The organism is Ornithinimicrobium carbonis (genome assembly GCF_050703245.1).
Classification (GTDB): Bacteria; Actinomycetota; Actinomycetes; order Actinomycetales; family Dermatophilaceae; genus Ornithinicoccus.
This window is the reverse complement of sequence record NZ_CP192647.1, coordinates 2,588,999-2,602,723: the sequence shown is the minus strand read 5'-3', so window position 1 is coordinate 2,602,723 and position 13,725 is coordinate 2,588,999. Positions and strand designations below refer to the sequence as shown.

The 13,725-nt window shown below is 73.8% G+C and carries 12 protein-coding genes; 4 read left to right on the top strand and 8 right to left on the bottom strand.

Annotation, left to right across the window (positions count from 1 at the left end):
- Position 1: 1 nt before the first annotated feature.
- Genes ACQ95T_RS12985 through ACQ95T_RS12970 form a run of 4 tightly spaced genes read right to left on the bottom strand, consistent with a single transcriptional unit; the run spans position 2 to position 3,972 of the window.
- Entirely contained in the window at positions 2–1,111 is a 1,110-nt protein-coding gene (locus ACQ95T_RS12985; RefSeq protein ID WP_431472990.1) for a prolyl oligopeptidase family serine peptidase, read from the bottom strand.
- Positions 1,102–2,091, bottom strand: coding sequence for a hypothetical protein (locus tag ACQ95T_RS12980; RefSeq protein ID WP_431472989.1), 990 nt, complete (start codon positions 2,089–2,091; stop codon positions 1,102–1,104). The genes ACQ95T_RS12985 and ACQ95T_RS12980 overlap by 10 nt, the downstream gene beginning before the upstream one ends.
- Before the next feature lie 13 nt (positions 2,092–2,104).
- Positions 2,105–3,073 (bottom strand): DMT family transporter, encoded by a 969-nt coding sequence (locus ACQ95T_RS12975; protein WP_425941213.1) that lies wholly within the window; start codon positions 3,071–3,073, stop codon positions 2,105–2,107.
- Positions 3,070–3,972 (bottom strand): alpha/beta hydrolase, encoded by a 903-nt coding sequence (locus ACQ95T_RS12970; RefSeq protein ID WP_425941211.1) that lies wholly within the window; start codon positions 3,970–3,972, stop codon positions 3,070–3,072. The genes ACQ95T_RS12975 and ACQ95T_RS12970 overlap by 4 nt, the downstream gene beginning before the upstream one ends.
- A 99-nt stretch (positions 3,973–4,071) precedes the next feature.
- Here ACQ95T_RS12970 and larC point away from each other — a divergent pair, with 99 nt between their 5' ends.
- Positions 4,072–5,328, top strand: a complete 1,257-nt coding sequence (gene larC / locus ACQ95T_RS12965) for a nickel pincer cofactor biosynthesis protein LarC (protein ID WP_425941209.1) — start codon at positions 4,072–4,074, stop codon at positions 5,326–5,328.
- On the opposite strand, the gene larB is transcribed toward larC, so the two are convergent.
- From larB to gndA, 3 genes are read right to left on the bottom strand one after another with little or no spacing between them, the layout of a single operon-like run.
- Entirely contained in the window at positions 5,271–6,005 is a 735-nt protein-coding gene (gene larB / locus ACQ95T_RS12960; protein ID WP_425941207.1) for a nickel pincer cofactor biosynthesis protein LarB, read from the bottom strand. The two genes, larC and larB, sit on opposite strands and share 58 nt — an antisense overlap.
- Positions 6,002–6,811, bottom strand: coding sequence for an ATP-dependent sacrificial sulfur transferase LarE (gene larE, locus ACQ95T_RS12955; protein ID WP_425941205.1), 810 nt, complete (start codon positions 6,809–6,811; stop codon positions 6,002–6,004). The genes larB and larE overlap by 4 nt, the downstream gene beginning before the upstream one ends.
- 25 nt (positions 6,812–6,836) lie before the next feature.
- Entirely contained in the window at positions 6,837–8,297 is a 1,461-nt protein-coding gene (gene gndA / locus ACQ95T_RS12950) for an NADP-dependent phosphogluconate dehydrogenase (protein ID WP_425941203.1), read from the bottom strand.
- 96 nt (positions 8,298–8,393) lie between these two features.
- On the opposite strand from gndA, the gene ACQ95T_RS12945 reads away from it, so the two are divergent.
- Positions 8,394–9,482, top strand: a complete 1,089-nt coding sequence (locus ACQ95T_RS12945) for a LacI family DNA-binding transcriptional regulator (protein ID WP_425941201.1) — start codon at positions 8,394–8,396, stop codon at positions 9,480–9,482.
- Here ACQ95T_RS12945 and ACQ95T_RS12940 read toward each other — a convergent pair.
- Positions 9,439–10,734, bottom strand: coding sequence for a lactate racemase domain-containing protein (locus ACQ95T_RS12940; RefSeq protein ID WP_425941199.1), 1,296 nt, complete (start codon positions 10,732–10,734; stop codon positions 9,439–9,441). The genes ACQ95T_RS12945 and ACQ95T_RS12940 overlap by 44 nt on opposite strands.
- 176 nt (positions 10,735–10,910) lie before the next feature.
- Here ACQ95T_RS12940 and uxaC point away from each other — a divergent pair, with 176 nt between their 5' ends.
- Together uxaC and ACQ95T_RS12930 are read left to right on the top strand one after the other, a co-directional pair.
- The gene (uxaC, locus tag ACQ95T_RS12935; protein WP_425941197.1) at positions 10,911–12,323 is read left to right on the top strand and encodes a glucuronate isomerase; all 1,413 of its coding nucleotides are present in this window, start codon (positions 10,911–10,913) and stop codon (positions 12,321–12,323) included.
- On the top strand, positions 12,320–13,720 hold the full coding sequence (locus ACQ95T_RS12930; RefSeq protein WP_425941195.1) for a mannitol dehydrogenase family protein: 1,401 nt from the start codon (positions 12,320–12,322) through the stop codon (positions 13,718–13,720). The genes uxaC and ACQ95T_RS12930 overlap by 4 nt, the downstream gene beginning before the upstream one ends.
- The last annotated feature ends 5 nt before the right edge of the window (positions 13,721–13,725 follow it).

Here is a 13,725-nt window from a genome sequence, read left to right as displayed (position 1 = left end):
GTCAGCCGGTCAGCCGCTCGTGCAGGAACGTCCAGGCGAGGGCGTGCCAGGTCGCCCACTGGGCCGCCGTGCTCGCCCCGCCGTGCCCGCCCTCGGTGTTCTCCCAGTAGGTCACGTCCCGTCCGTGCTCCTGCAGGAGCGCCGCCATCTTCCGGGCGTGCCCGGGGTGCACCCGGTCGTCCCGGGTGGACGTGGCCAGGTAGACCGCGGGCGTCGGGCGGGAGGGGTCGAAGCGCTGGTAGGGGGAGTACGTCTGCAGCCACTCCCACTGCGCGGGATCCTCGGGGTCGCCGTACTCCGCCGTCCACGACGCCCCGGCCAGGAGCAGGTGGTAGCGCCGCATGTCGAGCAGGGGCACCTGGCAGACGACCGCGCCGAAGTCCTCGGGGTAGCCGGTGATCATGTTGCCGACGAGCAGCCCGCCGTTGGACCGGCCGGTGCAGCCGAGCCGCTCCACCGAGGTCACCCCGCGGGCGACGAGGTCGCGGGCCACGGCGGCGAAGTCCTCGTAGGCCCGGTGCCGGTGCGGACCCAGGGCCGCCCGGTGCCAGCGCGGCCCGAACTCGCCGCCGCCCCGGATCCCCGCGACGACGTGGACGTGGCCGGAGGCGAGCCAGGCGCGGCCCACGACCGGGTCGTAGGCGGGGGTCAGGGCGTGCTCGAACCCGCCGTAGCCGTGGAGCACGGTGGGGGTGGAGCCGTCCGTCGGCAGGTCGGCGGGGCCGACCTGCCAGTACGGGACGCGGGTGCCGTCGGCGGAGGTCGCCCAGTGCTGGGACACCTCCAGGCCGATGGCGTCGAACCGGTCGGGCGCCTGCCGCACGGGCTCGAGGGCCACCCGTGGGCCTGTCTCTGCGCCCGTCCCTGGGCCCAGGTGCGCCACCGAGAGCTCCATCGGCTCCAGGAAGCCCGTCGTAACCACCCACAGGTCGTCGCCGCGATGGGCGTCGACCGCGGACACGCTCACCGTGCGCAGTCCCACGTCGAGGGTCGCGGTGAGGTCCTCGCTGGTCCAGGTCCCGTCCGGTGCGGGGGAGTGCACCCGGACGGTATGGCGCACGTCGACGAGCGCGGTCGTCACCAGGCGGGAGGCCGTCCAGGTCAGGTCCACGAGCGCCGAGCGCTCGTCGGGGACGAAGACGGCCGACCAGTCGGCCTCCCCGCCGAGGACGTCCGCCAGCGGGGAGACGAGCAGGCTGCCCTGAGCCCAGGTGCGCGACCCGCCCCCGGGGGCCAGTCCTCCCGCAGCCGCAGGGCCACGTGGTCCTGGTGGACGGAGACGTCGGCGCTGGTGGGCACCGGCAGGGTCACCGGCCCGTCGTCGGTCAGCACCATGGTCTCGGAGGCGTAGAAGGCGACCGCCCGGCGCAGCAGGGTGCGGCCGAGCTCCTGGTCGTGCTCGACGAACAGCCCGAGGTCGTCCTCGCCGACGGTGTGCAGGACCTGGGCCTGCTCCACCGGCGTGCCACGCTCCCAGAGGCGCACCGTCCGCGGGTAGCCGGACCGGGTCGCGCCCGTGGGGTCCGCCGCCGTGGTGAGGTAGACGTGGTCCCGGTCGCGCCAGGCGAGCCGGCCCTTGGCCTCGCCCTTGGCGAACCCCTCGGGCTGCGGCACCCACTCCAGGGTGGTCAGGTCGAGCTCACGGGTGGTGCCCGCGTCGGCCCCGCCGCGGGAGAGATGCACGAGCGCGCGGTCGTGCGTGGGCCGCAGCACGCTGGCGCCCTGCCACCACGAGGTGCCCTCGTCCTCGCAGAGGGCGTCGACGTCGACCAGGACCTCCCAGTCCGGGTCCGGGGTGCGGTAGGACTCCCAGGTGGTGCGGCGCCATACCCCGCGGGGGTGCTCGACGTCGGTCCAGAAGCCGTAGAGGTGCTCGCCCACCTGGCCGACCAGGGGGATGCGGTCGGGCGCCTCGAGCGCCTCCTGCAGCTGCGCGTGCAGCGGCTCGAAGACCGGGTGGGAGCGCAGGCGGTCCTCGGCGGCGGTGCTGCGGCTGCTCACCCAGTCCATCGACTGCGGCGACTCGACCTCCTCCAGCCAGCGGTGGGGGTCGGCGTCGGTGGTGTCCGGCGGTGCGGATGCGTCGGTCATGGTGCCCACCCCATCACGGATGCCGGGACCCTCCGCGCAGGGAGACGAGGATGCCGGTCATCACCAGCGCGGCGCCCAGGAGCATCCGCCCGCTCATCACCTCACCGAGCAGCAGCCACCCGCCCAGGGCGCCGAAGACCGCCTCCAGGGACAGGATGAGCGCCGCGTGGGAGGGCTTGGCGTGCTGCTGGGCGACCACCTGGAGGGTGTAGGCGACGCCGACGGCGAACAGACCGCCGTACAGGACCGCCCAGAGGGCCGGGGCGAACCCTGCGAACGGTCGCTCCTCGACCATCACCGCGGCCCCGGCCGAGAGCAGCGCGCAGGCGGCGAACTGGGCGGCGGACAGCTTCAGCGCGTCCACCGTCCGCACGAAGTGGTCGATGACGAGGATGTGCAGCGCCCAGAACAGCGCACCGATCAGCACGAGCAGGTCACCGGTGGCGATCGTCAGGTCCTCGGTCATGCTGAGCAGCCACAGGCCCGGGACGGCCAGGCCGAGGCCGACCCACACGGGGGTGCCGGCGCGGTGCCCGAGCGCCAGGCCCAGGACCGGCACGAGCACGATGTACAGCCCCGTGATGAAGCCCGCCTTGCCGGCCGTGGTCGTGGCGATGCCCACCTGCTGCAGCCCGGCCGCGGAGAACAGGACGGCCCCCGCGGCCAGTCCCGGCAGCAGCGGGGAGCCCCCGACCCTGGGTGGGGTCTCGTCGAAGATCTCGCCGGCCGGAGGCTCGGGGGCGACGATCGGGGCGGTCCGCCGTCGTCGGGAGAACCACCAGATCAGGGGCAGCAGCGACACGGCCCCGATCGCGAACCGGGCGGCGTTGAAGCTCATCGCGCCCATGTGGTCGGCCCCGAGGCGCTGTGCGACGAAGCCCAGGCCCCAGATCGCCGCGGTCAGGGCCAGCAGCAGGTTGGCCCGGGCGCGCAGCGCCGGGTCGGGCCGGGAGCCGGTGCGCTCCGCGCTGGTGGTGCTCACGTCCCCGACCCGGTCGCGGCGGCCGGCGGCTCGTCCCCGGACGGGTCGACCGGGACGGGGGGCACCTGCGCGGGGGGCGCGACGGCATACCCCCGCAGCAACCACCGCACCGCGGAGGGGAACCGCTCCGCCCAGGCCGGCTCGGCGTGGTGGGCCTGGGAGTCGTAGACGTAGCGCACCGGCACCCCGGCGTCCCGAAGGGCGCGCACGAGGCGTTCGGCGTCCTCGACGTAGCGGCGCTCGATGTCGGCGTCGTCGGGCCGCTCGTGCCCGCCCACGTCGACGTAGACCCGGCCCGGCGCGCGTCCGGGCAGTGCGGCCTCCAGGTCGAGCAGGGCCTGCTCGCCCGGCCACCAGAAGGCCGGGCTGAACACGCCGGCCCCGCCGAAGACGTCGGGGTGCCGCTCCCACAGGTAGGTCGAGACCACCCCGCCCAGGGAGCTGCCCGCGGTGACGGTGTGCTCGGGCTGCGGACGGGTGCGCAGGACGGCGTCCACGGCCGGCTTGAGGTGGTCGACGAGGAAGGAGGCGTAGTCCGCGGCCCGGCCGCCGCCCTCGCCGGGCATGGCGTACTGGGTGTACTCCTCGGCCCGCCCCGTGGGGGAGCAGGGGACGGCGACGACGATCGCGGGTATGCCATCTCGCGCCAGGTCGGTCATGGCGCCGTCGACCTCCCAGGCCGCACCGGCGAAGGACCGCCCGGGCAGGAAGGCGTTGTGGCCGTCGTGCAGGTAGAGGACGGGGTAGCGCTCCTCACCGTCGTCGTACCCCGGGGGCAGCCAGGCGTAGACCTCGGCGCGACGGTCCAGACCGGGCAGCTCCACGTCGGTCCACGAGCGCAGGTCTCCGCGCAGGTGCGGGTCGGTCACGGGACGGAGGTCGTCGGCGGCGAGCTTCACCCCCGCATCGTAGGAGCGGGCGTGTCCCCGACCGGAATCCGTCGGCGGGGTGTCGGCCGCCGGATGGCGCGTGGTCGGCCCGGCAGTAGGGTCGCCCGTGTGGAACGGGACGGATGGGTCGACGCCTCCGCCGGGGTGGCCGGGGACATGCTCCTGGGAGCCCTCCTGGACGCCGGGGCCGACCTGTCGGTCGTGCGCGCCGCCGTGGAGGCGGTGCTGCCCGGGGAGGTCGGGCTGAGGTCCGACCGCGTGCAGCGGTCCGGTCTGGCGGCGGTGCACGTCCACGTCGCTGTTACGGGGGCGCCGCCGGCCCGCGCGTGGGCGGACCTGCGCGACCTGCTCTCGACCGCCCCGCTGCAGGAGCGGGTGCGCACGGATGCCCTGTCCACGTTCTCCCTGCTCGCCCGGGTCGAGGCCCGGGCGCACGGGGTGCCCGAGGAGGAGGTGCACTTCCACGAGGTGGGCGCGTGGGACTCGGTCGCCGACGTGGTCGGCGTGTGCGCGGCGCTGGCGGACCTGGGGGTCGGGCGGCTGACCTGCGGGCCGGTCGGGCTCGGCTCCGGGACGGTGCGCACCGAGCACGGCGTGATGCCGGTGCCCGTCCCGGCCGTCCTGGGGGTGCTCGCCGAGACCCACCTGGAGGCGGCCGACGACCCGGGACTGACGGGGGAGTGCGCCACCCCGACCGGGGTCGCCCTGCTCGCGGCGCTGGGGGAGGCGACGGTCCCTGGACCCTCGGGCCGGGTCGTGGGCGTGGGCACGGGCGCGGGGACGCGGGATGTGGCGGGCCGGGCCAACGTGACCAGGGTCGTCCTGCTGGAGGCCGGGGGCGGTGCGGCCGCTCCAGCCGGGTCGGGGGATGCCCGGGCTGAGGACGAGGATCTGGTGGAGCTGGCCGCCACCGTCGACGACCTCGACCCCCGGGTGTGGCCCTCGGTGGTCCAGGAGCTGCTGACGGCCGGTGCGCTGGACGCCTGGCTGGCCCCCGTGCAGATGAAGAAGGGTCGCCCGGGCACCGTGGTCTCCGTGCTCGCCGCGACGCGTGACCGGGACCTGATGGTGGACGTCCTGGTGGCGCACACCTCGACCCTCGGCGTGCGCTCGCACGCCGTGCGGCGCACCGCCCTGGAGCGCCGGTGGGTCGAGGTGGCGGTGCCCTGGGGCGTGGTCCGCGTGAAGCTGGGCACGCGGAGGGGTCGGATCCTCTCCGCGACACCGGAGCTGGAGGACTGTCGCGCCGTGGCGGAGGCGCACGGTGTCCCCCTCCGGGTCGTGCTCAGGGCCGCCGAGGCGGGGGCTCAGGAGTCGGGCTGGTCCCCGGGCGGGGAGGACGGTCCCTCGGGGGCCGCGATCTGAGCGGCGAGATGGCCTGCGCCGTAACCGTTGTCGATGTTGACGACGGCCACGCCGGGCGAACAGCTGTTGAGCATCGTCAGGAGGGCGGCGACCCCCTCGAAGCTGGCGCCGTACCCGACGGACGTCGGCACGGCCACCACGGGGGCGGACACCAGTCCGGCCACGACGGAGGGCAGGGCGCCGTCCATCCCGGCCGCCACGACGACGACCCGGGCACGGCGCAGCAGCTCCAGCCGGCCCAGGACGCGGTGCAGGCCGGCGACCCCCACGTCGACCACGAGCTCGGTCGACCGGCCCAGGTAGCGGGCCGTGGTCCCGGCCTCCAGGGCCACCGGCAGGTCGGAGGTGCCGGCGCTGACGACGACGACCAGCCCGCCGGTCGGTGCGGGCGGCTCGGGCGGCCAGGCCACGAGCCGGGCGCGGGGCTCGTGGTGGGCGTCCGGCAGCTCGCCCATCACGGCGGCCGCGCGCTCGGGGTCGGCGCGGGTGAACAGCACGGGGCCCGCGGAGCGCTCGCGGCAGTCGGCGGCGATGCGCCGGACCTGGTCGACCGTCTTGACGTCGCACAGCACGGCCTCGGGGTAGCCCCGACGGCGGGTCCGCTCGTGGTCGAGGTCGAAGTCCTCGACCGCCAGCCGGAAGGAGGGCGGTGGCGCCGTGCCGTCCTCCTGGCTCACCGGGCGGCCCTCAGGCCGAGGGCCTCGAGGGTGAACACGCCCGACTGCAGGCCGGCCAGATCGACCGTGGCGTGCCGGAAGCCGGCCGTGCGGCACGCGGCGACCAGCTCCTCGCGGTGCTCCAGGACCGTCGCCAGGTCGGCGGGCGCGACCTCGATCCGGGCGAGGTCGCCGTGGTGGCGCACCCTGACGTCGCGCACCCCGAGGGCCAGGACGGCGTCCTCCGCCGCCTCCACCTGCCCCAGCTTCTCGGGGGTGACCTCCTGGCCGTGCGGGATCCGGGAGGCCAGGCATGGCGAGGCGGGGGCCTCCGCGGTGGGCACCTCCAACCAGCGGGCCAGTGCCCGGACGGTGGCCTTGTCCGCACCCGCGTCGGCCAGCGGCCGGAGCACCCGGTGCCGACGGGCCGCGCCCGCGCCGGGGCGGTCCGGGCGACGGGCGTCGTCGGCGTTCTCGCCGTAGGCGACGGCGTCCAGGTCGTGCTCGGAGACCAGGTCGTCGGAGATGACGCTGAAGAGCTCGTCCTTGCAGAAGAAGCATCGGTCCGGCCCGTTGCGGCGGTAGTCCTCCCGCTCGCCCTCGTGGGTGGGGACCTCGACCACCGTCGCGCCCAGGCCGTCGGCGACGTCCCGGGCGCGCCGCCGGTCGCGGGCCGCCAGGCTGGGGGAGACCCCCGTGATCGCCAGGACCCGCTCCCGTCCCAGGAGCCGCAGGGACAGCGCCAGCAGGGTGGCCGAGTCCACGCCGCCGGAGAAGGCGACGCCGAGCCGGTGGACCCCGTCGAGGGCCTCGGTCACGCGGTCCACGACGGGCCGCAGCTCGGCGGGTGCCTCAGATGCGCAGTTCCGCACGGTCGGCGGACCAGGCGGTGTGGAAGGTGCCGTCGTCATCGACCCGACGATACGTGTGGGCCCCGAAGTAGTCACGCTGTCCCTGGACGAGGGCAGCCGGAAGCCGCTCGGCACGGAGGGTGTCGTAGTAGGCCAGCGCGGCGGAGAAGCCAGGAGCAGGGACGCCCGAGGCCGCCGCGGCACCCACGACCCGGCGCCACGCGTCCTGCGACTCTGCCAGCCCGTCGCGGATGCTGGGTGCCTCCAGCAGGGTGGTCAGGTCCTGGGCGGCGTACTCGCCGCGGATCCGCTCCAGCAGGCGGGCCCGGATGATGCACCCCGCCCGCCAGATGCGGGCGACCTCGGCGATGTCGACGTCCCAGCCGTACGTCTGGGACGCGACCCGGATCAGGTGCAGCCCCTGGGCGTAGGCGACGACCTTGGCCGACCACAGGGTGCGGCGCACGTCCTCGACGAACGCGGGGTCGGCGCCGTCGATCCCGGTGCGGTCCGGGCCGGTGAGCGCGCTGCGGGCCGCCGCACGCAGCTCGGGGTGGCTGGAGGCGGAGCGGGCGAAGACCGACTCGGCGATGGCGTTGACGGGCACGCCCAGGTCGAGGGCGGCCTGCACGGTCCAGCTGCCGGTGCCCTTCTGGCCGGCGGCGTCCACGATCGAGTCGACGAGGGCTCCACCGGTCCGGGCGTCGCGCTGGGCGAGCACCTCGGCGGTCACCTCGATGAGGTAGGAGTCCAGGTCTCCTTCGTTCCAGCTGCGGAAGACGTCGGCCATCGCGGACGGGTCCACGCCTCCGGCACGCAGCAGGTCGTAGGCCTCGGCGATGAACTGCATGTCGGCGTACTCGATGCCGTTGTGGACCATCTTGACGAAGTGGCCGGCGCCGTCGGTGCCCATGTGCGCGCAGCACGGTTCCCCGTCGACCTGTGCGGCGATGCTCTCCAGGATCGGGCCCAGCGCGGCGTAGGACTCCACCGACCCGCCGGGCATGATCGAGGGCCCCTCCAGCGCGCCGACCTCGCCGCCGGAGATGCCGGCCCCCACGAAGTGCAGACCCATCCCGCGGAGCTGTTCCTCGCGACGACGCGTGTCGGCGTAGTGGGCGTTTCCACCGTCGACGACGATGTCGCCCTCATCCAGGAGGGGGACCAGCTGGTCGATGACCGCGTCCGTGCCCGGACCCGCCTGGACCATGAGGACGATGCGCCGGGGTCGGGTCAGCGACGCCACGAAGGTGGCTGGGTCCTCCGCGGGCACGAAGCGACCCTCGTGCGCGTGGGTCTCCATGAAGGTCTGCGTGCGGGCCGCGCTGCGGTTGTGGACGGCCACGGCGTGCCCGTGGCGGGCCAGGTTCCGGGCCAGGTTGGCGCCCATGACGGCCAGGCCGACGACACCGACGTCGGCGGAGGCGGTCTCAGGGGCGGGCGCGGGGACGGTGGTGGTCATGGGTGGTCTCCCTCTCGTGGCGTACAGCCATCGTCGCGGGGGCGGCGCCGACAGCGCTCCGGTTGCCAAAGGTTGCCGGGCCGGTACCGTGACCGGATGAAGCAGCAGGACGGGCCCGTCCGCGACGACGCGGACCCTGTCGACGGCGAGGGGGACGAGGGCAGGGGAAGGGCCAGGGTCACCATCTACGACGTCGCGCGCGAGGTCGGGGTCAGCCCCTCGACGGTGTCCCGGGCCTTCTCCCGCCCCGGACGCGTCAGCAGCGAGACCTCCAGGCGCGTCCACGACGTCGCGGAGCGGCTGGGGTACCGCTCGGAGCAGCTGCACCGCCTACCGTCCCCCACCCGCACCCGGGTGGTCGCACTCGCGGTCAGCGACATCACCAACCCGTTCTACTTCGGCATCATCCGGGGGGCGGAGAAGGCAGCGGCCGACAACGACTTCTCGCTGCTGGTCGCGGACGCCCGGGAGTCGGCCGAGGAGGAGCGACGGATGCTGGCCCGGCACCTGCCGCTCGTCGACGGACTGATCGTCACCTCCTCCCGGCTGTCCGACACCGACATCCGGGGGCTGGCCCGCAAGGTCCCCGTCGTGGTCCTCAACCGGCGGGTGCCCGGCCTGCCGTGCGTGCTTCCCGACACGCCGCGCGGCATCCGGCGGGCAGTGGAGCACCTGGCGACCCTGGGGCACACCAGGATCGGCTACGTCGCCGGGCCGGGGGCGTCCTGGGCCGACGGCTCCCGGTGGCGGGCCGTGCGGGAGGCGTGCATGGAGCTCTCCCTCACCGACGTCCGCGTCGGTCCGGTCACCCCGACGCTCGCGGGGGGACGCGGTGCAGCGCAGGACGTCGTGGGGCGCGGACTGACCGCGGTGATCGCCTACAACGACATGGTGGCCGTCGGGCTGCTGAGGGGGCTGGAGGCTCTCGGCGCCGAGGTGCCGGGAGACGTGAGCGTGGTCGGCTTCGACAACACGCTGCCGGCCGATCTGGTGGGCCTGACCACCGTCGCGCAACCGGTGACGCTGCTGGGGGAGACGGCCGGCCGGCACGTCATCGGCATGGCCACCGGTCAGGTGGAGCAGCGCGAGCAGCTGTCGGTGCTCCCGGTCGAGCTGAGGGTGCGGGAGTCCACCGGGCCGGTCAGGGACGCACGCGGTACAGGACCTCCCCGGCGTTCGGGATGACGGTGGTCCCCGGTTCGTCGGCGAGGGCCTCCAGGTCGACGGTGGCCGGGTCGAGGTAGCCCAGGTTGATCCGCTCGCACACCTCGCGGGGGATGCCGGTCGCCAGGGTCACCCGGATCCGCAGGCGCTCCTCTCCGGTCTGCGGGTCGTAGGTCCCCTGCCCGCGCAGGTGGGTCGAGTGGGCCAGCACTCCCCAGTGGATGTGCTCGAACCTCTCCCACTGCTTCACGAAGTAGTCGCGGCAGTGGTAACCGATGTCGTAGATCTCGTGGTGGACCTCCGAGACCTCGGTCACGTGCGGGGCGTAGATGACCACCTCGCCGCCGTCCGCGATCGCCGGCTCGGTCTTGTAGCCCCCCTTGGCCGCGGTCCAGATGTCGTCGTAGCGGGTCGGCATGACGGCGATGACGCGGTGCATCGGCTCGTCCAACCACTCCACGTGCGTCTCGGAGGCGATCGCCGCGGTGGCGGCCCAGGCTTCCTCCGGCGTGCCGAAGGCGGCCGCCTCCAGGTCGCCGCTGCCAGACCGCACGACGCAGCACAGGGCCAGCCGGCGGGTCGGGATCATCGCCGCCCCCTCGTTGATCATGGCTCGGACCGGCGTGATCCCGGTCGTGCCGATGATCTCCGTCGAGGTGATGAGCGCCCCCACCCAGTGGGTCATGTCGATGAACTCCTGGCTGGCCACGCCGGGGATGAAGTACTTGTTCCCCCCGGAGATCCCGACGACCTCGTGCGGGAAGACGGGACCGACGATGATCGCGGTGTCGGCCTCCACGACGTGCCGGTTGATGACGATGGGGGCGTCCCGCTCCAGGCGTCCCTCCGACAGCTCCGAGATCCGGTTCGCCGGGATCGTCCCCACCTCGACGAGCATGTCGGGGTCGGCCCACTCGTGGTTGACCACGCGCAGGCCCGGGTAGGCCTCCTCCAGGGTGGCGGGCTGTCCATCACCGCCCACGCCGAGGAGCCGGTCGATCTCCTCGGGCTCCATGTAGGAGTGCGTGCCCAGGGCGATCACCGCCGTGAGCGACCCCACGACGGGGAACAGGTGCCGGTGCAGCGTGCCGACGAGGAGGGGAAGGGGGCAGGACCGGGTGCCGTCGGGGACGACGAGAACCACGTCCTGGCCACCCAGGTCGGGGAGCTCGGCCACCGCACCCCGGACAAGGCCGTCCAGCTGCTCGTCGCCGACCTGCATGTGCGGGCCACCGACGAGGGTGCAGGTGGGGTCAGGGCTCGTGGTCGCCATGTCGGGAGACTACGCCGCAGGCCCGGGGCTGGACAGCCTGGATGCGGAGGGGGGCAACAACCGGCAAGCACGGTCAGGAGCGCCCCGCGACCGTTTGGATGAGGTGTGGGTCGTGCCTCGTGCCGGTACGGCCGTTCCGGTGGACCCGTGGTCCGGGCTAGAGAAGGATTCTGAGAATGGCTGAGCGAATGCACCTGCACCCCGACCGTCTGCTGCCGACCGAGCCGTCGGTGAGGAGGGTCGCGCGGGACCTGTACCAGCAGGTCCAGGATCTGCCGATCATCTCCCCGCACGGCCACGTCCCGCCCGCGTGGCTGGCCGAGGACACCCCGTTCCGGGACCCCACCTCACTGCTCATCACCCCCGACCACTACGTCACCCGGATCCTGCACTCCAGCGGAGTCGACCTGGCCGACCTCGGGGTGGGACAGGTCGAGCTGTCACCGCAGGCGTCGCGGGCCGCGTTCCGGCTCTTCTGCGAACGGTGGCACCTGTTCCGGGGGACACCGATGAAGCTGTGGTTCGAGACCCAGCTCGTCGAGGTCTTCGGGATCGACGTCGTGCCGTCGGCGGAGACCGCCGACCAGGTGTACGACGCCGTGGCGGACTGGATCGCACGGGACAGCTCACGACCCAGGGCGCTCATGGACGCCTTCGACATCGCGTTCCTGGCGACGACAGACGACCCGTGCGACGACCTGGACCACCACCGGGCCCTGGCGGAGGACGCGTCCTTCACCCGACGGGTCGTCCCGACCTTCCGCCCCGACCGGTACCTCGAACCAGCCGCAGCCACCTGGAACACCGACGTCGACCGACTGTCGGAGGTGTCCGGGGAGTCCTGCGACACGTACGCGGGCTGGGTCGCAGCGATGGAGGACCGCCGTGCCTACTTCAGGCGGCACGGTGCCGTCTCGACGGACCACAGCCACCGCGACCTCGGCACGCAACCCCTGGCCCCCGACGAGGCCGAGCACCTCTACCAGCAGGCCCGGTCCACCACGATCAGCAGCACCGAGGGTGACCGGCTGCGCCGCCACATGGTGTGCGAGATGGTGCGGATGGCCGCCGAGGACGGCCTGACGATGACCCTGCACCCCGCGGTCCACCGCAACCACCATCCGGGCACGTTCGAGCGCTTCGGTGCCGACGTCGGGGCCGACATCCCGATCGCGGTGGAGGCGACCCGCGCGCTCGCCCCGGCACTGGCCCGCCACGGGACCGACCCCGACCTCACCCTCGTGGTGTTCACGATCGACGAGACCCTCTACAGCAGGGAGCTCGCCCCGCTGGCCGGCTTCTACCCCGGCGTGCGGATCGGCGTGCCCTGGTGGTTCATCGACGCCCCCGAGTCCATCAAGCGGTTCCGGGCCGCCGTGACCGAGTCCGCGGGCTTCTCCCGCACCTCCGGCTTCATCGACGACACCCGTGCCTTCCTGTCGATCCCAGCACGGCACGACATGGCCCGGAGACTGGACTGCGGGTTCCTCGCGGGCCTGGTGGCGGAGCACCGACTCACCGAGGACGAGGCGCAGGAGACGGCCCGGTATCTCGTCGAGACCCAGCCCAGGGAGGTGTTCGGACTGTGAGCGGCGACCGGCTCAGCCGCACCCGTCCGGCCCCGCCCGTCCGGATGGTCCACCTCGGACTGGGCAACTTCTTCCGGGCCCATCAGGCCTGGTACACGCACCGGGCGAACCAGACCCTCCCCCCGGACCAGCAGTGGGGGATCGCGGCGTTCACCGGGCGGTCGAGCGCGGTCGCGGACCAGCTGAACGAGCAGGACGGCCTGTACACACTGATGGTCGACGCCGCCGATGGGTCGCAGGCAGAGGTCGTCGAGAGCGTCGTCATGGCCCGACCGGGGGACGACCTCGGCACGTTGGCCCGGCTCCTGGCCCGCCCCGAGGTCGCCGTGCTCACCACGACGGTGACCGAGGCGGGCTACTGCGCGACTGTCGACGGCGACCTCGACCTGACGGACGAACGGGTGTCCGCCGACCTCGACGCCTGGCTCGACGGTCGGACCCAGGACCTCACCACCATGCCGGTGAGGGTGGCCTGGGCGCTCGACGGTCGACGGCGCGCGGGTGCCGGAGGGCTGACCGTGGTGCCCTGCGACAACCTCCCCGGCAACGGCAGCGTGGCCCGGGGCGTGGTGCTGGGAGCTGCCCGTCACACGTCGCCGGAGCTGGCGGCCTGGATCGAGGGCCACGTCAGCTTCGTCAGCACGGCGGTGGACCGGATCACTCCGCGCCCCACGAAGGACGACGTGCACCGGGTCCAGGCCATCACGGGGACGCCGGACCCCGCGGTGGTGGTGACCGAACCGTTCGTGGAGTGGGACCTGGCGGGGGACTTCGTCGCCGGCCGGCCGCCCTGGGAGACGGCCGGCGCCGTCTTCACCGACGACGTCCGTCCGTACGAGACGCGCAAGCTGTGGCTCCTGAACGGGGCCCATTCGCTGCTCGCCTACGCCGGGTCGATCCGAGGTCACGAGACGGTGTCCGGCGCCATGCAGGACGAGCAGGTGGTCCGGTGGGTGCAGGAGTGGTGGAACACCGCCATCCCCCACCTGGCGCTGGCGCAGGAGGAGCTCCGTGCCTATACGGAGGCCTTGGTCACCCGCTTCCGCAACCCCGCCATCCGGCACCTCCTCGCCCAGATCGCGGCGGACGGATCGCAGAAGATCCCGGTCCGGATCGTCCCTGCGCTCCGGGCGGCCCTCGAGACGTCGGACGGTCGCGGCGTGGACGGGGCTCTGCGCGTCCTGGTCGCCTGGGTGCTCCACGCCCGCGGCGCCGGTGCCCCGTTCTCCGACAGCCAGGCCGAGCTGGTCGGCCCGCTCGTGGACGGGGAGCTGTCCGCGGCGCTCGAGCGGGTGCTCGACGCCTGGGACGTTCCGTCCGACGTGGCACCGAGGGCCCTCGAGCTCTCCCGGGAGCTGCACCCCGCGCGGCGACCGGACGGCATACCCGGCAACTGACGGCA

Bases quoted from the DNA above. Each gene is read 5' to 3' on its own strand.
- ACQ95T_RS12980 (WP_431472989.1), bottom strand. From the start codon at position 2,091: ATGACCGACGCATCCGCACCGCCGGACACCACCGACGCCGACCCCCAC.
- gndA (WP_425941203.1), bottom strand. From the start codon at position 8,297: ATGACCACCACCGTCCCCGCGCCCGCCCCTGAGACCGCCTCCGCCGAC.
- ACQ95T_RS12945 (WP_425941201.1), top strand. From the start codon at position 8,394: ATGAAGCAGCAGGACGGGCCCGTCCGCGACGACGCGGACCCTGTCGAC.
- ACQ95T_RS12940 (WP_425941199.1), bottom strand. From the start codon at position 10,734: ATGGCGACCACGAGCCCTGACCCCACCTGCACCCTCGTCGGTGGCCCG.
- uxaC (WP_425941197.1), top strand. From the start codon at position 10,911: ATGGCTGAGCGAATGCACCTGCACCCCGACCGTCTGCTGCCGACCGAG.